This window comes from Micromonospora costi, assembly GCF_003626655.1.
Lineage (GTDB): Bacteria > Actinomycetota > Actinomycetes > Mycobacteriales > Micromonosporaceae > Micromonospora > Micromonospora costi.
Window position 1 is genome coordinate 216,274 of the sequence record NZ_RBAN01000006.1, and the last position, 19,123, is coordinate 235,396.

22 protein-coding genes are annotated in these 19,123 nt (G+C 74.5%); 8 read left to right on the forward strand and 14 right to left on the reverse strand.

The genetic code is table 11. The features are described 5' to 3' along the window. The first annotated feature begins 198 nt into the window (after window positions 1-198). Window positions 199-951, forward strand: coding sequence for a PIG-L deacetylase family protein (locus tag D7193_RS28365; protein ID WP_120782689.1), 753 nt, complete (start codon window positions 199-201; stop codon window positions 949-951). A gap of 7 nt (window positions 952-958) precedes the next feature. Then, complete coding sequence (locus tag D7193_RS28370; protein ID WP_120782690.1) at window positions 959-1,711, forward strand: DUF72 domain-containing protein; 753 nt, start codon at window positions 959-961, stop codon at window positions 1,709-1,711. Between the two features lie 38 nt (window positions 1,712-1,749). Here the strand turns inward: D7193_RS28370 and D7193_RS28375 are convergent, their stop codons facing one another. The 9 genes from D7193_RS28375 to D7193_RS28420 form a co-directional block, all read right to left on the reverse strand. After that, window positions 1,750-2,178 (reverse strand): DUF2267 domain-containing protein, encoded by a 429-nt coding sequence (locus D7193_RS28375; protein WP_120782691.1) that lies wholly within the window; start codon window positions 2,176-2,178, stop codon window positions 1,750-1,752. Between the two features lie 301 nt (window positions 2,179-2,479). Further along, window positions 2,480-3,352 carry a DUF72 domain-containing protein gene (locus tag D7193_RS28385; RefSeq protein ID WP_120782693.1) on the reverse strand — a complete coding sequence of 291 codons (873 nt, stop codon included), beginning with the start codon at window positions 3,350-3,352 and terminating at the stop codon, window positions 2,480-2,482. Window positions 3,353-3,394: 42 nt separating this feature from the next. Next, window positions 3,395-3,793 carry a TraR/DksA family transcriptional regulator gene (locus D7193_RS28390; RefSeq protein ID WP_120782694.1) on the reverse strand — a complete coding sequence of 133 codons (399 nt, stop codon included), beginning with the start codon at window positions 3,791-3,793 and terminating at the stop codon, window positions 3,395-3,397. Between the two features lie 153 nt (window positions 3,794-3,946). Then, complete coding sequence (locus tag D7193_RS28395) at window positions 3,947-4,606, reverse strand: nucleoside/nucleotide kinase family protein (RefSeq protein ID WP_120782695.1); 660 nt, start codon at window positions 4,604-4,606, stop codon at window positions 3,947-3,949. A gap of 24 nt (window positions 4,607-4,630) precedes the next feature. Continuing rightward, entirely contained in the window at window positions 4,631-5,233 is a 603-nt protein-coding gene (locus tag D7193_RS28400; protein ID WP_120782696.1) for a winged helix-turn-helix domain-containing protein, read from the reverse strand. Window positions 5,234-5,615: 382 nt separating this feature from the next. Continuing rightward, complete coding sequence (locus D7193_RS28405; protein WP_120782697.1) at window positions 5,616-6,158, reverse strand: winged helix-turn-helix domain-containing protein; 543 nt, start codon at window positions 6,156-6,158, stop codon at window positions 5,616-5,618. Window positions 6,159-6,208: 50 nt separating this feature from the next. Beyond that, a complete protein-coding gene (locus tag D7193_RS28410) occupies window positions 6,209-6,697 on the reverse strand; it encodes a rhodanese-like domain-containing protein (protein ID WP_120782698.1) in 489 nt (162 codons plus the stop codon). A gap of 78 nt (window positions 6,698-6,775) precedes the next feature. Beyond that, window positions 6,776-7,225, reverse strand: coding sequence for a cysteine dioxygenase (locus D7193_RS28415; RefSeq protein ID WP_120782699.1), 450 nt, complete (start codon window positions 7,223-7,225; stop codon window positions 6,776-6,778). A gap of 105 nt (window positions 7,226-7,330) precedes the next feature. Next, window positions 7,331-7,708: a cupin domain-containing protein gene (locus D7193_RS28420; protein WP_120782700.1), complete on the reverse strand. Its 378-nt coding sequence runs from the start codon at window positions 7,706-7,708 to the stop codon at window positions 7,331-7,333. Between the two features lie 60 nt (window positions 7,709-7,768). On the opposite strand from D7193_RS28420, the gene D7193_RS28425 reads away from it, so the two are divergent. Together D7193_RS28425 and D7193_RS28430 are read left to right on the forward strand one after the other, a co-directional pair. Beyond that, window positions 7,769-8,161 (forward strand): ankyrin repeat domain-containing protein, encoded by a 393-nt coding sequence (locus D7193_RS28425; RefSeq protein WP_120782701.1) that lies wholly within the window; start codon window positions 7,769-7,771, stop codon window positions 8,159-8,161. A gap of 39 nt (window positions 8,162-8,200) precedes the next feature. Then, on the forward strand, window positions 8,201-9,148 hold the full coding sequence (locus D7193_RS28430; RefSeq protein WP_174242756.1) for a DUF3500 domain-containing protein: 948 nt from the start codon (window positions 8,201-8,203) through the stop codon (window positions 9,146-9,148). 185 nt (window positions 9,149-9,333) lie between these two features. Here the strand turns inward: D7193_RS28430 and D7193_RS28435 are convergent, their stop codons facing one another. The 5 genes from D7193_RS28435 to D7193_RS28455 all read right to left on the reverse strand — a co-directional run bounded on the left by D7193_RS28435 (window position 9,334) and on the right by D7193_RS28455 (window position 15,351). Further along, window positions 9,334-9,837 (reverse strand): DUF2231 domain-containing protein, encoded by a 504-nt coding sequence (locus D7193_RS28435; protein WP_120782703.1) that lies wholly within the window; start codon window positions 9,835-9,837, stop codon window positions 9,334-9,336. Between the two features lie 97 nt (window positions 9,838-9,934). Beyond that, window positions 9,935-10,675 (reverse strand): GAF and ANTAR domain-containing protein, encoded by a 741-nt coding sequence (locus tag D7193_RS28440; RefSeq protein ID WP_120782704.1) that lies wholly within the window; start codon window positions 10,673-10,675, stop codon window positions 9,935-9,937. A gap of 177 nt (window positions 10,676-10,852) precedes the next feature. Next, window positions 10,853-13,144 carry an accessory Sec system translocase SecA2 gene (secA2, locus tag D7193_RS28445; protein WP_120782705.1) on the reverse strand — a complete coding sequence of 764 codons (2,292 nt, stop codon included), beginning with the start codon at window positions 13,142-13,144 and terminating at the stop codon, window positions 10,853-10,855. Window positions 13,145-13,265: 121 nt separating this feature from the next. Beyond that, the gene (locus D7193_RS28450) at window positions 13,266-14,354 is read right to left on the reverse strand and encodes a zinc-dependent alcohol dehydrogenase (protein ID WP_120782706.1); all 1,089 of its coding nucleotides are present in this window, start codon (window positions 14,352-14,354) and stop codon (window positions 13,266-13,268) included. Next, a complete protein-coding gene (locus D7193_RS28455) occupies window positions 14,347-15,351 on the reverse strand; it encodes a Gfo/Idh/MocA family protein (protein ID WP_120782707.1) in 1,005 nt (334 codons plus the stop codon). Before D7193_RS28455 ends, D7193_RS28450 begins: the two co-directional genes overlap by 8 nt. A 226-nt stretch (window positions 15,352-15,577) precedes the next feature. On the opposite strand from D7193_RS28455, the gene D7193_RS28460 reads away from it, so the two are divergent. From D7193_RS28460 to D7193_RS28475, 4 genes are all read left to right on the forward strand, one after another. Beyond that, window positions 15,578-16,561, forward strand: coding sequence for a glucosyl-3-phosphoglycerate synthase (locus D7193_RS28460; RefSeq protein ID WP_241563587.1), 984 nt, complete (start codon window positions 15,578-15,580; stop codon window positions 16,559-16,561). Between the two features lie 31 nt (window positions 16,562-16,592). Beyond that, window positions 16,593-17,747: a glycosyltransferase gene (locus D7193_RS28465; protein WP_120782708.1), complete on the forward strand. Its 1,155-nt coding sequence runs from the start codon at window positions 16,593-16,595 to the stop codon at window positions 17,745-17,747. 96 nt (window positions 17,748-17,843) lie between these two features. Continuing rightward, window positions 17,844-18,305 (forward strand): DUF4383 domain-containing protein, encoded by a 462-nt coding sequence (locus D7193_RS28470; RefSeq protein WP_377456349.1) that lies wholly within the window; start codon window positions 17,844-17,846, stop codon window positions 18,303-18,305. An 87-nt stretch (window positions 18,306-18,392) separates the two neighbouring features. After that, window positions 18,393-19,121, forward strand: coding sequence for an ATP-binding protein (locus D7193_RS28475; protein WP_120782709.1), 729 nt, complete (start codon window positions 18,393-18,395; stop codon window positions 19,119-19,121). The last annotated feature ends 2 nt before the right edge of the window (window positions 19,122-19,123 follow it).

The window sequence follows — 19,123 nt, forward strand, 5'->3', positions numbered from 1 at the left end:
CCCGCCGTACGCCGGGGACCGTCGTGCAGCGGGTGGTACCCCACGCCCGATCTTCTAACCTCACCGTAGACGCCCGCCTGGCCGCGTATGGGCGGTTCGCGGTGAGCGCCCGCCGCGGGCGAACGCCGGGGTTCGGGCGGTCACCGCGGGCGGCGCGGGCGCGACGGCGGTGGCAGGATGGGTGCGCAGGAGGTGCCGATGAGTGAGCCGATCGCGCCAGCCGCGCTCGAACCGGTGACGGAGGACTGGCAGCGTGCCCTCGCCGTGGTGGCCCACCCCGACGACCTGGAGTTCGGTGCCGCGGCGGCGGTCGCCCGGTGGACCGGGCAGGGCAAGCAGGTGGTCTACTGCCTGGTCACCAGCGGCGAGGCCGGCATCGACGGGATGGAGCCCGAGCAGGCCCGCCGGGTCCGCGAGCAGGAGCAGCGGGCGTCCGCGGCCGTGGTCGGCGTCGACACCGTCGAGTTCCTCGGGCTGCCCGACGGGATCCTGGAGTACGGGGTGCCGCTGCGCCGTGCGATCGCCGAGGTGGTGCGCCGGCACCGTCCCGAGATCGTCATCACCAACAACTTCCGCGAGACCTGGGACGGCGCGTACGCGCTCAACCAGGCCGACCACATCGCCACGGGACGGGCCGTTCTGGACGCGGCGCGCGACGCGGGCAACCGGTGGGTCTTCCCCGAGCAGCTGACCGGGGGCGTCGAGCGGTGGGCCGGCGTACGCCAGGTGTGGGCGGCCGCGTCGCCCCGCGCGGCGCACGGGGTCGACGTGACGGCGACCTTCGACCGGGGGGTGGCCTCGCTGCGGGCGCACGAGGCATACCTGACCGGGTTGGGCGACGGCGGCTTCGACGCCGCGGAGTTCCTGGAGGGGCTGGCGCGGCCGGCCGGCGACCGGCTCGGGGTGCGCCACGGCGCCGCGTTCGAGGTGTTCCACTTCGACCTGTGGTGACCGCCGGATGATGCTGGTCGGCACCTCGGGATGGCAGTACCGGGACTGGCGCGGTCCGTTCTACCCCACCGGCCTGCCGCAGCGGCTGTGGCTGGAGCACTTCGCGGAGCGGTTCGCCACCGTGGAGGTGAACAACGCGTTCTACCGGCTGCCCGAGCGGGACACGTTCGCCGCGTGGCGGGCCCGGACCCCGGGCGACTTCTGCGTGGCGGTGAAGATGAGCCGCTACCTCACGCACATCAAACGGTTGCGCGATCCGGCCGAACCGGTGGCCCGGTTCCTGGACCGGGCCACGGCGCTCGGTGACCGGCTCGGCCCGGTGCTGATCCAGCTTCCACCGAACCTGCCCGCGGATCCGCCCGCGCTCGACGCCACGTTGCGGCTGTTCCCCGCCGACGTGCGGGTGGCGGTCGAACCGCGCCACCCGTCCTGGTGGACGGCCACCACGCGCGCGGTGCTGGAGCGGCGCCGGGCCGCGCTGGTCTGGGCCGACCGGCGGGGCCGGCCGGTCGCGCCGCTGTGGCGGACCACCGACTTCGGCTACCTGCGCCTGCACGAGGGGCGGGCACGGCCGCACCCGCGGTACGGCCGCGCGGCGCTCGGCTCGTGGGTACGGCGGCTCGCCGGCGCGTTCGGGGACGTGCCGGCGTACGTCTACTTCAACAACGACCCGGGCGGCGCGGCCATCGTGGACGCGGTGGCCTTCGCGGGCCTCGCCCGCCGCCACGGGCTGGCCGTGAGCCGTGTGCCGGGCGGGTGAGCCCGGGCCCGCCCCGGGCGGGGCGGGCCGGCGTCACCTCACGGCATGATCCGGGCCAGGTCGCGGGGCATGGTGTCCTTGACGTCGTCCCACTGGCCCTGGGTGATGTGCCGGCGCAGCGTGTCCAGCACCACCTGCACGACCCGCTCGGTGCCGCCCTCCACGTCGTACGGGAAGCCCTGCCGGACCTCGTAGAGGAAGTCGTCCCGGTTCAGCTTGACCGGCACGTCCTGCGGCTGCCACCCGTCGAAGTAGACGCCCCGCACCACGATCGGCAGCTGCTGGGCGAACTCGACGCTCTCCTGCACCGGCATCCGGTCGCGCAGCAGGTGCAGCACGGTACGCAACGCCGCGTACGACTGGTTGCGCTGTTCCTTTGGCCAGCCGTAGGCGTTCTCGATGTCCTTCAGGATCACGTTGGTCTTGTCGATCGAGGACTCGATCGCCGAAATGAACTGCTCAGACATCTCCCCACCCCCGTTCGTCGGTCTCCCAGCGTCGGTCGTCGTCCCGTCGCGGCGGCCCTGCCGGGCCGGGTCGCGTCCGCACCGGGCTCCGCCGGCCGGCCCGCGGGCCCTGCCGTACGTCCCCGGACGCGCCCACCACGTGCAGGACGGCACCCCTGCGGGGATCCGCCACCACCCGAGCGGTCATTCCCGGTCACCTCCTCGTGGTGCGCCGGCGGCGTCGACCGCGGCCACCGCACGCACCCTCCACACTGCGTCGGTGCCGGGTGAGCCCGCCTCACCCCGTCCGGGTGACGTCCGGTCAGTCGGCGTCGAGCAGCGACGCGAGAGTGGCCGCGTTGGTCTGGGCGTAGTCGCGGTAGCAGTTGTTCATGAGCACGTGCGTCTCCCGCGCCTCGCCGGCCAGCTCGCGCAGCCGCGGCGCCCAGTCCCGCAACTCCCGGTCGGAGTAGCGGTAGCCGAACTTCTCGTGGATGTCCTTGCTCGTCCATTTGTCGCTGTGCCCGTGGAAACGCACCACCGCGAGGTCCGCGGTGGCCGCCAGCACCGGCGGCACCGACGAGCGGTGGCCCTGCGGCATGTCCACGCAGACGTACGGCAGCTCGTGCGTGCGCAGGAACGCGAGCGTCTCGTCCCGGTTGGCCCCGTCGAACCAGGACGCGTGCCGGAACTCGTACACCGGGCGCAGCGGTGCGCAGCGCTTCGCGACCTCCAGCAGGTACTGCTTGTTGTCCCGCTTGATGGTGAACCAGGGCGGGAACTGGAACAGCAGCGCGCCGAGCTTGCCCGCCTCGACGAGCGGGTCGAGAGCGGAGAGGAACCGGGTCCACACCTCCTCGTACGCCTGGGGGGCCAGGTCGCCGGGGTAGACGGTGCGCTTGTCCGTCTGCGGGCGCAGGTCCTTGTAGAGGGCGCTGACCCGGGTCGGGTGCCCGGTGAGGAGGCTGAACGCCTTGACGTTGAAGGTGAAGCGGGCCGGGGTGCGGTCCGCCCACAGCCGGGCCGTGCGTTCGGCCGGCGGGGAGTAGTAGGTGGCGTCGACCTCCACCAGCGGGAACTGCCGCGCGTAGTACGCGAGCCGTTTCTCCGGGGTGTCGGCGGTCTGCGGATACCACCCGGAATCCAGCAGTGTCCGGTCGGTCCAGGACGCGGTGCCCACCAGGATGTCACCCATGAGTGGAGTCCACCGCGTTCCGGACCGACCGGCAACCGTACGTCAGGCCGCCCGGCGCTCGCGGGTCTGCTTGCAGGACACGCAGGTGGTCGCCGACGGGAAGATCTCCAGCCGCTCCACGGGGATGGGCGACGAGCAGCCCTCGCAGTAGCCGTAGGTGCCCTCGTCGAGGCGGGTGAGCGCGTGCTCGTACTGGGCCCGGCGGTCGAGGATCGTGCGCAGCAGCGACTGCGCGGTGTCCCGCTCGGCGGTCTTGGTGCCGCTGTCGGCCTGGTCGTCGCCGGCGGTGTCGCCGACCTCCACGAGCCGCAGCACCTGGCTCTGCAGCACCGCCTGCTCGTACTCGGCGGACAGCTCGTCGTAGCGCGCCTGGAGGGACTGCCGGATCTGGTCGATCTCCGCCTGCGAGCGGCTCGTGCCTACCGTGTCGTGGACGAGCATGGCTGCCTGCCTTTCCTGGCCTCGGGACAACCGGGGGCCCGGTGCGCGATGGCCCCGGTCACGGTCGCGTCGGGTGCACGGGCGGTCACCCGTGCTCTGTGAGCCGGGCGAATACCCGCGGGATCAGACGATCAAACCGGGGATTTCCGGTCCTCAGCCGGACGCCGGTGATTCCACGACCGCGGGGTGCCGGGGGTCGTCGAACCGGACCACGATGTCGGCGAACGACGCGGGCGCGACCTCCGTGGCGTACCGCTCGAAGGCCGGCAACGTCCACGAGTCCCCGGGGTCGGTACGGCGGCGCAGCGCGGCCGGTGAGAGCTCCAGGTGGACGGTGAGGTCGAAGGGCAGGCCGCCGCCCAGCAGCAGCGGGCCGCTGACCAGCACCACCCCGCCGGGCGGCAGCGGCACGTACGCGGCCCGGCTGGCGCGGTCGGCGGTCGCGTCCCACAGGGAGGGCAGCAGCCGGCCGGAGCCGCCCGGCCCGGCGGGGTCGAGCACCTCGCGGCGGAGCCCGGCCTCGTCGAGCCAGCCCTCGTAGTACGCGTCGGGGTTCGTGCGGCCCAGTTCGAGGCGTACCGAGGCGGGGCGCAGGAAGTCCGCGGCGCGGACGTGCAGCACGGGGCGGCCCCGCTCGCGCAACGGGTCGACCAGGGCGGCGGCCAGTTCGTCGGGCGCCGCGGCGGCCGGCCCGTCGACGCCCACCCGCAGCCGGCCGGGGGGCGTGGCGGCGTCGGCGTGGGCGGCCCGCTCGGCCAGCCGGTCGGTCAGCTCGGTGACGAGGCGTTCGGGCGAGATGGGTCGGATGCGCACCCGCCCATCCTGCCCCCGCGCCGGTCAGCCGCTGCGGTCGACGGTGACCCGGGCGTCGTCGGCGAGGCGGTAGCCGACCCCGTAGACGGTGGTGACCAGCGGCACGTCGACGCCGACCTTGCCGCGCAGCCGCCGGACGTGCACGTCGACGGTGCGTACGCCGGCGTGCTCGTAGCCCCACACGGCGTTGAGCAGTTGCAGCCGGGTGAAGACCCGGCGGGGATGCGCGACCAGGTGCAGCAGCAGGTCGAACTCGAGCCGGGTCAGGGGCAGCGGCTCGCCGTCGCGCAGCACCGACCGGGACGAGGCGAGGATGTGCAGGCTGGGGATGGTGGGGGCCAGCGGCCGGGGCGCGGTGCGGCCGGCCGGGACGTCGACCCGACCGGCCGGGGCGGGGACGCCGGAGACCGTGCCCTCGCCGCGTTCGATCAGCTCCCGCGCGGCCTCCAGCAGCCGGCGGGCCGGCGGGGTCAGCGACTCCTCGCAGGACAGCGGGATGGACAGGGTCACCGTGAGGACCGGCGCGGGGCTGTTCGCCGGACGGCGCTGGCCGCCGGGGGGTCGACCGGGAACCGCGGGTTGGGACGTATGCCATCCGGCGCGCGACGAGGCGGGGCTGACCGACATGGTCCTCCTTGGCTGGTCCGGGTATCTCCCCACGGCCCGGGACGCCGCTTCATCGATGCTTCCCGGCGCCCGTGCGGGGGTCAAGGGGCGGCTGCGTTGCATGAATGTGACAATTGACGAACACACCGGAGCCGGATGCTCGCTCTGCGTACGAGGCCGAGATGATTACAGCAGAGTCGCCGAGATGACCCGATACGGGGGGTGCCCGCCCGGTTCACGTCTCGCGTCCGCGGCGTCCGCCCCCCGGTCGGTGAGGGCCGTTCACGTCGGCCGGCCGCGCTCCCCTGTGGACCGGCGCGTCACGCCGGAGGGACAACGGGCGGCCGGCGCGCCGTCCCCCGGTTCGGGTGGCGGCGGCGCGCCGGCCGGGACCGGCGTCCCGTCAGCGCTCGCGCTCGATGCTGATGCGGGCGTCGTCGGCGAGCCGGTAGCCGACGCCGTACACCGTGGTCACGAGCGGGGTGCCGCTGCCGAACTTGGCGCGCAGCCGGCGCACGTGCACGTCGACGGTGCGGGCCACCGCGTGCTCGTACCCCCAGACGTTGGCCAGCAGCTGCAGCCGGGTGAACACCCGCCGGGGGCGCTCGGCCAGGTAGAGCAGCAGGTCGTACTCGATCCGGGTGAGCGGCAGGGCCCGGTCGCCGTGGCGCACCACGCGGGTGCCAGCGAGGATGCGGATCTCGTGGGGCGCGGGCGGGTCCGGGACCGGGCGCGGCGCGACCGGCGCCGGTTCGACGGCGCGCAGCCGCCCCTCGCCGGACTCGGCGAGTTCTCCGAGCAGGTCGAGCAGCCGGGCCAGCCGGGGCGTGATCGGCCCTGGCTGGAGGTCCACGGTGAGGGTGAGGGTCGCCACGGCACGTGCCGGCCCGGGGCGGTCACCGCGGACCGGCGGGCGGGGGCGGGGAGGGATGGCGACGACGGACATGGTGCCTCCTGGTGTGGCGTACGCCCGCCGCGCCCGGTGGAGCGCGGCGGTCAGTGGAGCGCCCGGGCGGCGGTGACCGGGGGCGGGAACGGGGACGGGGGCAGCGGGGTCGGGCCGAGCGCGGGCAGACCGGCGATCCGCCAGGCGGCGAAGCCGCCGACCACGTCGGTGGCCCGCCACAGTCCGAGGTCCTGGAGGGCGGCGGCGGCGAGCGAGGAGGTGTAGCCCTCCTGGCAGAGGATCACCACCGGCAGGTCGTAGCCGACGGCCTGGGGCAGGCGGGCCGGGCAGCGCGGGTCGAAGCGCCACTCCAGGACGTTGCGCTCGACGGCGAGCGCTCCCGGGACGGTGCCGTGCGCGGCCCGCTGGGCGGCCGGCCGGATGTCGACCAACAGCGCGCCGGTCCGGTACGCCACGTGCGCCCGCTCCGGGTCGAGCCGGTCGAGCCGGGCCCGGGCGGCGGCGAGGATCTCGTCGATGCCGCGGGAGCCCGGCGGCGGCGTGGGGGCCGGACAGCGGGTGGCGCGGGTCTGACGCATGGTGGGTTCCTTCCGATGTCGACAACGGGTTGGTCGGGGCGCGCGGGTGTTTCGCCGGCGGCGGGTGCGGCGCCCCGGTCACCAGGCGACGCCGGCCTCGGCGACGTCCGCGACCCGCAGCCGGCCGTCGGCGAGGCGGTAGCGGGTCATCCGGCGCAGCGCCGGCCGGTAGACGTGCACGCTGACCGCCGGCTCGCCGTCCTGGTTGTGGACGAGGTGCACGTGCCGGGCGCCGAAGCGACGACCGGTGCCGGCGGGCAGCCGGTGCGGGCGCAGCCGCCCGCCGGCGACCGTCTCCTCGGTGAGCGTTCCAGCCACGACCAGGAACGCGCCCGAAGAGCCGCCGTGGTCGTGCAGGTCGGTGCCCTGCCCGGGCAGCCAGCTCAGCGCCCAGACCTCGTGGTCGGTGTCGCCGGCGAGCCGGGCGTACCAGCGCGTCACGGGATCGAAGCGCAGCGGGACGGGCCAGGCGGCCGGGTCGGCGGCCCAGCGCGCGGCGACGGCGAGCAGGTCGGAGCGGTGGTTCATGGCGTCCTCACGGGGTCGGCGACGACACCACTCTAGTCTGTAAATCCTATTGGTTTAGTAGGTATTCCAGAAGCTGGGACAGGTCGTCCCGATCCGGACGGGCGGTCAGCGGATGACCGGCGGAGCCACCCGGTAGCCGGGCACCGACGGCCAGCGGACGGTGAGCACCACCGACTCCCGCTCGGCGTACCACGAGTGGTCCACGCCGGGGCCCCACACCACGTAGTCGCCCGGCTCGCCGAGCACCACCGTGCGATCGCGCAGTTCCACGCGGAAGCGGCCGTCGACCAGCACCAGCAGGGCGGTGCGCCGCTCGCCCGTCGCCCAGCGCGACCGCGTCTCCCCCGCCGGATGCACGCCCCACTTGACCTCGACGTCGGTGCTGTGTCGCACCTCGCCCTCCGGCATGAAGTGCCCGAGCAGCCAACCGGCGTTGGTCGCCCCGTCGACCCCGGCATTGCCCACGTACACAGACCCGTCCATCGCCCTCCCCCACGCGCCGCAGACCGTACCAAGCGCGTCGCACCGCCTACGCTGGACCGGGTGAGCGAGGAACTCGACGCCGAGACGCTGGCGTTCGCGCACCGGATGTTCGACCTGGCCCGCGCCGGCGCCACGGAGGAACTGGCCGGATACGTGGACGCCGGCCTGCCGGTCAACCTGACCAACGACAAGGGCGACACGCTGCTGATCCTGGCGGCGTACCACGCCCGCCCGGAGACGGTGACCGCGCTGCTCGCGCGGGGCGCGGACCACAGGCGCGCCAACGACCGGGGGCAGACCGCGCTGGCCGCCGCGGTCTTCCGCCGCGACACCGAGGCCGTACGCGCCCTGCTCGCCGCCGGCGCCGACCCGGAGCACGGCAGTCCCTCCGCCGTGGAGACCGCCCGCTTCTTCGAACTGCGGGAGATGCTCGACGCGCTCGGGGCCGGGTGATCCCGCACGGGCCGACGGCCGTCCCGGTATACAGGGGCGGTGGAGGATCCCCTACCCGAGCAGATGCGCCGGGCCGCCGGCGCGTTGCTGGCAGCGTTGGACGAACCGGCCCGGGCCCGCGCCGCGTACCGCTTCGACGACACCGCGGCGCGCCGGTGGCTGGAGTACCGACCCCTGCCGCGACCCGGCGTGTGCCTCGACGACCTGGACCGGGCCGGGCGTAAGGCCGCGCACCGGCTGCTGGCCACGGCGCTGAGCCCAGCGGCGTACGCGCAGGCCATGGCGATCGTCGCGCTGGAGGAGGTGCTGGACCGGGCGGAGGGCTGGCGCCGGGGCCGGCACAGTGGCGACTACTGGGTGGCCGTCTTCGGCGACCCGGAGCGTGACGACCGCTGGGCCTGGCGGCTGGAGGGACACCATCTGTCGGTCAGCATGACGGTGGTCGACGACCAGGTCTCCCCCGCCCCGGTCTTCTTCGGCGCCAATCCGGCCACCGTGCGGCACGCCGGCCGTCCGGTCTCCCGGCCGCTCGGCGTCGAGGAGGACCTGGCCCACGCGCTGCTGGACGCGATGGGCCCGGCGGCGCGCTCGGCCGCGATCATCGCCGACGAGGCGCCGGGTGACATCGTCAGCGCCACCCGGCCGCGGGTGGACGGGCCGCTCGAGCCGCTCGGCGTGCCGGCGGACCGGCTCGGTCCGACCGGCCGGGCGCTGCTGGACCAGCTCGTGGCGCTCTACCTGGACCGGCTGCCGCCCGAGCTGGCGATCCGCGAGGCGGCCCGGATCGACGGTGGGTCGCACTTCGCCTGGGCCGGCCCGACCCGCCGCGGCCAGCGGCACTACTACCGGGTGCAGGGCGACGACCTGCTCATCGAGTACGACAACACCGCCGACGACGGCAACCACGTGCACACCGTCCTGCGCCGGCCAGCCAGCGACTTCGGTGACGACGTCCTCGCCGCGCACCACCGCGAAGCCCACCGCTGACCCCCGCCCGGCCCGTGTGGTGCCCGCGGCTCGCCGGATTGTGCGCGCGGTTCGCCGGCCTTCCGCTCGGTGATCAAGAGGTTTGCGTCACGGACGCGCCCCTTCGTGACGCAAACCTCTTGATCATCGGGAGCCGGTGGTGGTGGCGTTGGCCGGTGGCGACGGCGGAGGCCGGAGGGGACCGGTCACGGCCGGGGCCGCACGATCTCGACGGTCGAGCCGGCGACGCCTGGCAGGGCGTCGAACGTCGTCGCCTCGACGCGGCGACCCTCGTCGAACCGGCGCACGAGGCGCGCGCCGAGCCGTACACCCACCCCGCCCACGGCGAGGGCGACGACCTCGGTCACGAGCAGCACCACCGAGGCGCCGCGTTGCGGTGCCTCCGCGCGGATCAGGCACCCGAGCAGGAACAGCCCGGCCATCGCCAGGTTCAGCAGGTTGAACGTGATCGCGGTGCGCCGGGTGCGCCCGCCCGGCACGTCCCACAGGTCCACCATCCCCGCCACCGCGGCCAGCGCGGCGGCGACGAGGGCGGCCACCGCGGTCCAATAGCCGACCTCGCCGAGGAAGGCGGGACCGCCGAGCACGTCGGTCAGGTCGAAGACGACCGCGCAGACGAACAGCCCGTACGGGAACGTCACGAGCATCGGTTGGATGGGTTGCCCCTGGACCCGCAGCCGGCTCTGCATCGTTCCCTCCCCTGTTCGGATCAGCCCACGAGTACAGGGTGCTACCCGGGCGCACCCGGGGCGAAACGACGCAGGACGGGACGGGCGGTGGCGGCCGTCAGTTGTCGCGGTCGCGCGAGACGGTCCTCACCAGCCGCTCGGCCACCTCCCGCAGCGGGATGTCGAGCGAGGACGCGGCGCTGCGCAGCACCTCCAGCGCCTCCGCGGCGGGGCAGCCGCGCTGGGTCATGATCACGCCGATGGCCTGCCCCACCACCCCGTCGTGCAGCAGCGAGGCGTCCCGCTCGCCGGCCACCTCCAGCTGCCGGGCGCGATTTCGCACGGCCGCCAGCAGCAGGCCGGCGTGCTCGGCGAGCAGCATGGCGGTGAGCTGGTGCTGGGTGGTGAGCGCGTCGCGGGCGTCCGCGTACAGGTTGATGGCCCCGATCACGTGGTCGTCGACGTCGAGCGGCGCGGAGATCACACCGTGGACGCCCAGGTCGACGGCGCGGGGGGTCCAGTCGGGCCAGCGCCGTTCCCGCCCGAGGTCCTCCGACAGCACCATCTCCCGCCGCCGGATCGCGTCCATGGCCGGGGAGTCGGGGCCGTGCCGCAGGTCGTCGAGGCCGGCCAGCCGGGGATCGGACGCCGCCCCGCCGGCCGGCTGCCCGGCGCGTAGCACCGTGAAGCCGCACCAGCTCACGCCGGCCACCGCGTCGCGGGTGATCCGGACGAGCGCGGCCAACGCCTCATCGAAATCGGTCACGGTGATCAGACCGGCGGTCAGCTCCCGTAGCAGCGCGGCGGTTTCCAGCACGCCGACGGTCGCCACCACCGGTTCGTCGGTGTCGAGGTTCACGGGCGCACAGCCCCCGCCCCGCGACCCGTTACGGCACACCCGGCCCGTGCCATCCCCTGTGTCATTCTCTGCTCTCCCGAGTCTTCGGACGCGCCCTACTACCCCCCGGACCAGGGGTCGAAACGGGCCAAACAGGGACCCGGCCGGCGGAGCCGGCGCCGGCCGGGACCCGTGAGGTCAGCGGGACGCCCCGGTGAGCCGACGCCCGACCGAGGCGATCAGGCGGTCGAGCTCGGAGCCGAACGGGTTGTCGTGCACCAGGTAGGTCCACGTGGCGCTCGGCCGGACGAGCGTGGACTCGTCGGGCTCCCACTCCTCATCGAAATCGGTCTCGGTGAACGTGGCGATGGTGCGCGCCTCGATCTCCGGGACCAGCGCGTTGAACGCCGGCACCGCGGCCCGGTGGAACTCGTCCAGCGGGTCGAGCCGGCCCAGCGCCCGCAGGTGCACACCCTCGCGGACCTCGGACAGCTCGGCCAGGTGCTCGGCCCAGAGCCGGTCGAGGTGGTAAAGCGCGATCGCGCGGGCGACCCGGGCGAGCAGATCCTCGTCCATCTCGCCGGCCTTGTCCGGCACCTTGTCGAGCAGCATGAGCGCGGCCACGTCGGTGGTGAGCAGGCGCTCCCGCCGCTCGGCGAGTGCCTTGCGCTGCTGCTCGATCACCACGCTGTAGCGCCAGGTGTTGCGGTGGATCTCGTGGTTGACGCCCTCGGCGACCCGCTGGGCGTGCTCCACCGCGTAGTCGACCTGCTCGTCGGTGACCAGGCCGTCGGCGTTCATCCGCGGCGACGCCGGTACCGCGTCGGCGGCGTGCCGGACGACCAGGTCGTCCTCCAGGCTCACGAAGAACACCGACCCGCCCGGGTCGCCCTGCCGCCCGGCCCGGCCGCGCAACTGGTCGTCGACCCGCCGGCTGTCGTGCCGGCCACTGCCGATCACGTAGAGGCCGCCCAGTTCGGCGACCCGCTCCTGGTCGGCCTGGTCGCTGCCGCCGAGGCGGATGTCGACGCCCCGGCCGGCCATCTGGGTGGAAACGGTCACCGCGCCGAACGCCCCGGCCTCCGCGATGATCGCCGCCTCCTCGTCGTCGTTCTTGGCGTTGAGGACGACGCACGGCACGCCGGCCGCGTGCAGGCCGGCGGCGAGCCCCTCGGACTCCTTGACGTCTAGGGTGCCGACGAGCACCGGCCGGCCCGCCTCGTGGCAGCGCTTGATCTCGTCGATCAGCGCCTCCTCCTTCTCGGCCCGGGTGGCGTAGATCCGGTCCGGCTCGTCCTCGCGGACGCAGGGGGTGTTCGGCGGGATCACCGCCACCTCGAGGCCGAAGAACTCGCGCAGCTGGTCGCCGACCAGGACCGCGGTCGCGGTCATCCCGCAGACCTTCGGGTAGAGGCCGATGAACGCCTGCACGGCGATCGTGCCCAGCACCTCGCCCTCGCTCGTGGCGTCCAGGCCCTCCTTGGCCTCGACGGCCGCCTGGAGCCCGTCCGGCCAGCGGCGGCGCTGGGCCACGCGGCCCCGCATCTCGTCGATCAGCTCGACCGAGCCGTCCCGGACGATGTAGTCCACGTCGCGGTGCAGCAGCGCGTGCGCGTGCAGCGCCACGTTGACCGCGGAGAGCTGCTCGACGTGCTCCTCGTCGTACAGGTCGATGCCCAGCTTGGCCTCCACGGCCGCCAGGCCGGCGGAGGTGAACGCCACGCTGCGGCCGTCCTCGGCGACCGTGTAGTGCCGGCCCTTGCGCAGCCCCCGCACCAGCGCGGCGGCGGCGTGCACCGGATCCTGCTCGCCCGGGACCGCGCCGGCCAGCACCATCGGCACCCGGGCCTCGTCGATGAGGATCGAGTCGGCCTCGTCGACGATGGCGGTGCGCAGCGGCGGCTGGACCCGGTCGTCGATGTCGGTGACGAGCTGGTCGCGCAGGTAGTCGAACCCCGCCTCGCTGACCGAGACGTAGGTGACGTCGCAGGCGTACGCGTCGCGCCGCTCCTGGGGGGTGGACGCCTCGTTGACCCAGCCCACGGTCAGGCCGAGCAGCGTGTAGACCGGCTGCATCCACTGGGCGTCGCGGCGGGCCAGGTAGTCGTTGACGGTGAGCACGTGCACCGGCCCGTTGCCCATCCGGACGTGCCCGTACGCGGCGACGGCCGCGGTGAGCGTCTTGCCCTCGCCGGTGGCCATCTCGGCGACCTTGCCGGAGAGCAGCGCCATGGCGCCGAGCAGCTGGACGTCGTACGGCCGCTGGTCCAGCCCGCGCCGGGCGGCCTCGCGGCCGATCGCGCAGATCTCCTCGTAGCCCGCGGCCTGCCCGGCGGCCTCGGTGAGCTCGGCGTCGTCGAGCGCCGCGAGGTCCTCCTCGCGCGCCTCGATCGCCGGCAGCAGCTTCTCCAGCGGAGCCAGGTCAACCGTCGTCCCCGGCCGCTGGAGGAACCGCCGGAACCTGCTCTTGAACCGTTGCGACACACCCATGAGCGGCAACGGTACGCGAACTCGGCCGCCTTCCGCGTCCCGACCGCGCGGCATGTCGCGGCGGGCGGGCCCGGGGCGTGATCCACCCGCCGCGACCGCCCGTCCGCCATGATCGACTGGGTCAGACGGCGAGGACGGCCTGCACCTCGTGGCGACGCCGCTCGGCGAGGTCGGTCAGCAGCGTGGGGGCCTCGTCGAACGGCACCACGGCGGAGATCAGGTGCTTGCGCACCACGTCGCCGTACGCCCGCAGGAGGTCGATCGTCTCGGCCGAGAGCCGTTCCCGGTCCCAGGTGGGCGCGAGCCCACGCGGGACCCGGCCGATCTGGGCGCACCGGACGGAGAGGCCGTTGTGGTGGAATTCCTCCCCGAGATGGACCTCGTCCGCCCCGGCCTGGTAGAACGCGAGGTCGACGACCGTGCCCTGCGGCCGGAGCAGGCGCAGCGCCAGGTGCAGGGCCCAGGCCTGCCCGCGGCACTGGAACACCACGTCCGCGCCCCGGTCCCCGGGCGCGTGCGCCCAGCGGGTCTTGAGCACCACGGCCGGGTCGTCCGCGTCCGGGTCGAGGGCCTCCAGGCCGAGCGCCTCGGCGACCTGGCGGCGCTGGGGTGTGGGGTCGAGCACCACCACGGAGGCCGCGCCGTGACGGCGGGCGAACAGGGCGGTGAGCAGCGCCACCACCCCGCCGCCCACCACGGCGACGCGCCGCCCGCGCACCCCGTCGCCGAGTGACCGGACACCGACGCCATACACGTCGGCGGCGGCGTGCAACAGCCCGTTGGCGCAGATCGGGCCCATGTGCGCGACGTAGACGCCGAGCAGCGGGTCCACGTCCTCGGGGAGCGGGACGAACCGCTCGGCGACCGGGTCGGCCACCCAGCCGGTGCGATGGCCGCAGGTCAGGGCGCCGACCGTGCCCTCGGCGACCGCCGGGGTGGCGCTCTCCACCACCCGGCCCACCTGCATGTACCCCAGCCGGGTGACCGGGTACGGGGTGCTCGGCTCGCCGGCGCGGAACAGCCCGAGGTCGGCGTCCCAGGTGGCGTTGAGCCACGGATTGGTGCCCTTCACGTAGCTCAGCTCGGTGCCGGCGGAGACCCCGCTGAACAGCGTCGCCACGCGGAAGGCGCCCGCGCGCAACGGGGCGGCGTCCTGCTCGACCAGCGTGACCCGGCCCGGCGCCTCGACCACCACCACCCGGTCACGCATCGACGGTCACCCCCGTGGCCTCAGGCAGCGCCGGCGCCGGCAGGCGTACGGTCCGTCCGGTCCGCGCCGAGTCGGCCACCGCCAGGGCGAGCCGGTGCGTGGCCAGCGCCTCGGCGTACGGCACGCGCACGTCGTCGCCGAGGCCGCGGACCGCGTCGACGAAGGCGCGGTCCACCGCGACGCGGGCGCCCTCCGGGTCGGCCGGCAGCCGCCGTTCCCCGTCGCCGTCGCACACCACGAGGCCGTCCTCGGACAGCGTGAGCGCCAGCCCGTCGGCCAGGATCTCCAACCCGGCCCGGTGCTTCCAGCCCAGGACGCACGCCGCGCTGAGCGTGCCGACCGCGCCACCGGCGAAGCGCAGCGTAGCGGCGGTCACCGAGTCGATGTCCGCCCCGTCGACCGCGGGTGGTGTGCCGTCCCCGTACGCGGTGACCTCGGTGGCCTCGCCGGCCAGCAGCCGGACCAGGTCGAGCACGTGGGCGGCCTGCTCGACGACCGGCCCGCCGGACCGGTCCCGCCGGCACCACCAGTCGACCGGCGGCACCTTGTCCCACCAGGAACCGCTCACCATCCGGATCCGATGGCCGGCGAGCAGCTCGCGCGCGTCCTGGACGGCCGGCAGGTACCGCCAGTGGTGGCCGACGGCGGTGAGCAGCCCGCGCCGGGCCACCAGGTCGGCGATCCGCTCGGCCGTGACCAGGTCGACGGCGACCGGTTTCTCCACGAACATCGGGACCCCGGCGGCGACCACGGCCTCCTCCACGGCCCCGTGCGCGAACGGCGGCACGCAGACGTAGACGGCGTCGGGTCCGGCGGCGAGCAGGGCCTCGACGTCGGTGAACGTCCGGGCGCCGTGGGCGCCGGCCAGCGCCGCGGCGGCCTCGGGCACCACATCGGCCACCCCGAGCAGTTCGGTGTCCTCGAAGCCGGCCAGCACCCGTGCGTGGCGCTGGGCCACCCCTCCGGCGCCGACCAGCCCCACCCGGCATGTGCGCATCCGACCAACCCTCTCCGCGCGGGTTCACGTTTCGAGGCAAGCACTCCCCCCGCGTGTCCGCAATCAAACGTTCACCGCGCGGGAACGCGGCGATGTTCTCGTCGTGATCAAGCTGTTGGGTACGTGCCGGTTAGCGTGAGGTCGGCAGTGGGAAAACCGACAGGGTCTTCCGCCACTATCTGGGGGTGTGCCCGTGCGGGACAACGATTCGTCCGTTTCACCCGTGGTGGAGGCGTGGGCCACGTACCGCACCACCTCCGCCGGTGACTGGGACGCCCGGCGCCTGCTCCGGGCCAAGGGGGAGAGCCGGGTCAGCGTGGTGCTGCCGGCGCGGAACGAGGAGGCGACCGTCGGCGCCATCGTGTCGACGATCCGCGAGCACCTGATGGACCGGGTCGCCCTGGTCGACGAACTGATCGTGGTGGACTCCCGGTCCACCGACCGGACCGCGCAGGTGGCGCGGGCCGCGGGCGCGGAGGTGGTCAGCCAGGACGCGATGACCCGCGGGCTGCCCCGGCTCACCGGCAAGGGGGACGCCCTCTGGGCCGGGCTCGCCGCGGCGGAGGGGGACGTGGTGGCGTTCGTCGACGCCGACCTGCGCGAGTTCCGCCCGCACTTCGTGACCGGGCTCGTCGGCCCCCTGCTGACCGACCCGTCGATCGAGTTCGTCAAGGGCTTCTACCACCGGCCGCTGGTCGGCACGGCGAGCGTGGAGCCCGACGGCGGCGGCCGGGTGACGGAGCTGATGGCCCGCCCGCTGCTCAACCTGTTCTGGCCGGAGCTGGCCGGGTTCGTGCAGCCCCTCGCCGGCGAGTACGCCGGCCGCCGGGACGTGCTCGCCCAGGTGCCCTTCGTCTCCGGCTACGGGGTCGAGACGGCGATGCTCATCGACCTGCTGGAACTGGTGGGGCTGGACGCGCTGGCCCAGGTCGACCTCGGTGAGCGCAAGCACCGGCACCAGGACACCGCGGCGCTGGGCCGGATGTCCGCGCAGATCCTGCTGACCGTCTGGTCGCGGTTGCAGCGGCGCGGGTGGGCGGCCCCGGGCGCCGACCCGACCCCGCTCATGACCCAGTTCCGCCGGGGTGGTTCGGAGGGCCTGCCCAACCTCGAACGGGAGATCGTGGTGAGCGACGTCTCGATCGAGGAGCGTCCGCCCCTCGCGGAGCTGCGGCACCGCGTGCCGCGCCGGCGGATGGCGGCGGCGTGAGCACCCGGCGCGTCGGCGACGGGAGCGCGTCATGAGCCTCACCGTCCTCATGAACTCGGGGCCGTGGCTGTCGGTGCCGCCGCCCGGGTACGGCGGCATCGAGAACGTCGTGGCGACGCTGGTGCCGGAGCTGCGCCGCCTCGGGGTACGGGTGGTGCTCGCCTCGGTGGGCACGAGCACCCTCGCGGTCGACGAGCTGGTGTCGGTCTTCCCCGAGGGCCAGTTCGCCGCCCTGCAACGGCCGTACAACCAGGTCTGCGGGATCGCGCAGGCGCATCTGGCGGGGGTGGTCCGCCGGTTGCACGCCCGCGACGACGTCGACCTGGTGCACGACCACGTCGAGGCGGTCGGTCTGGCCACCCTCGCGGCCATGGGCCCGGACGCCCCGCCGGCCCTGCACACGTTGCACTGGGACCTGGCGAAGCATCCGGCGCTCTACGGCACCCTCGACGGGGGCGACCGCGTCCGGGTCAACGGGGTCTCCGCCTCGCAGCTGGCCCGCGCACCGCAGGCGCTGCGTGACCACTCGGTGGGGCACGTGCACCTCGCCACTCCCCTGGCCGTCGGGGCGGACCGCCGGTCGAGGCCGGAGAAGGGCGACTACGTCGTCGTCCTGGGGCGGATCAACCCGGGCAAGGGGCAGGACCTCGGCGCCCGGCTCGCCCGGCAGGTCGGGTTTCCGCTGGTGCTGGCCGGCCCGGTCGGGCCGTACCACCGACCGGAGGCCCTCGCGGCCGCCGGTGACGACGCCCGCCAGAACCCCGACGCGCGGTTCTTCCTCGACGAGGTGGCGCCGCACGTGGACGGCGACCTGGTGCGCTGGGTCGGCACCGTGGCCGGGCAGGAGCGCGACGATCTCGTCGCGGGCGCGCGCGCGACGCTGTTCCCGCTGCGTTGGGAGGAGCCGGGCGGCACCGCCGTGGTGGAGTCGCTGGCGCTCGGCACCCCCGTGGTCGCCACCGCCCGGGGCTGCCTGCCCGAGCTGATCGAGCACGGCCGTACCGGGCTGCTCACCACCGACGAGGAGGAACTGGGCGACCTCGTGATGGCGGCGAGCCTGCTCGACCCGGACGAGTGCCGCCGCGAGGCGGCCCTCCGGTTCACCCCCACCGTGATGGCGGAGAAGTACCTCGCCCTCTACGAGCGGGTCCGGCGACCGGCCCCGGCCCGGTTGCAGCCCGCCTGACCCGGCACGGCCCGGCCGTGCCGGGGGCCGGTTTGCGCGGGCCGTGCCCGGGTAGCCGCGCACGGCCGGCAGGGGCCGCGAGGGAGGGAGACGGTGGTGGCCGGACCGATGGCACACTCCCGCGCCCGGCCCAACCCGGCCGACGGCAAGGCCCCGGTGCGCCGCGTCGCCGCCGTGGTGGCGGTGCTGTTCCTGCTCATCGGGGCGTTCGGGTTCGTACCCGGCGTCACGCACCCGTTCTCCGACCTGCGCTTCGCCGGGCACCACTCCGGCGCCCTGTTGTTCGACGCGTTCCAGGTCTCGGGACTGCACAATCTCGTCCACCTGCTGTTCGGGATCGCCGGGCTCGCGATGTCGCGGACGGTCACCCTGGCCCGCGCCTACCTGGTCGGCGGCGGCGCGGTCTACCTGGTGCTCTGGCTGTACGGGCTCGCCGTCGACCCCGACAGCGGAGCGAACTTCCTGCCGCTCAACGCGGCCGACAACTGGCTGCACCTGGGCCTCGGCGTGGGGATGATCGCCCTCGGTGTGCTGACCGCCCGCCGCGCGCCGGCGTGACGCCCTTCTTTCCCGACCCGGACGGTTTGGTGCGGCCGCACCGCGGGTAGTTCTGGAGTCCCATCGACGAGACGCGAGAGGGCCGTGATGGCGAGCCGGATCACCTGCGAGGTGCACGACGGTTCCCCGGTCACCGTCGTCCGCCTCGCCGGAACGCTGGACCTGTGCACGATGCGGTCGGTCCACCGGACGTTGGAATCCTGTCTCGCGGCGCAGCCGGACGCCCTGGTCGTGGACCTCGGCGGGGTCAGCGTCCACGACCGCCTGGCGTTGTCGGTCTTCGCCGCCACGGCCCGCCGCGCCGAGGAGTGGCCCGCCGTGCCCGTGGTGCTCTGCGCGCCGCCGCCCACGGCCGCCCGCTGGCTCGCCGAGTCGACGGCGTGCCGGGTGGTTCCGGTACGCCGGGACTGCGCCGAGGCGACGCGGGCAGCGGGCGACGCGGCCGCGCCGCGCCTGCGGGCCCGGCTGGAGCCGGTGGCCGAGGCCTGCCGGCGGGCCCGCGACCTGGTCGGCGACGCGTGCACCCGGTGGAACCTGCCGGAGGTGGCCGGCCCCGCCTCGGTCGTGCTCAGCGAGCTGGTCGGCAACGTGGTCCGGCACGCCGGGACACCCATGCAGGTCACGCTGACGCTGCGCCGGCCGTACCTGCACGTGGCCGTCGTGGACGGCAGCCGGGCCGAGGCTCGCGCCCGCACGCCCGAGCTGTGCGCCGAAGGCGGCCGGGGGCTCCTGCTGGTCCGGGAGCTGGCGCAGCGCTGGGGCAGCGTCCCGGCCGGCGAGGGCAAGGCGGTGTGGGCGATGCTGCCCACGAACTAACG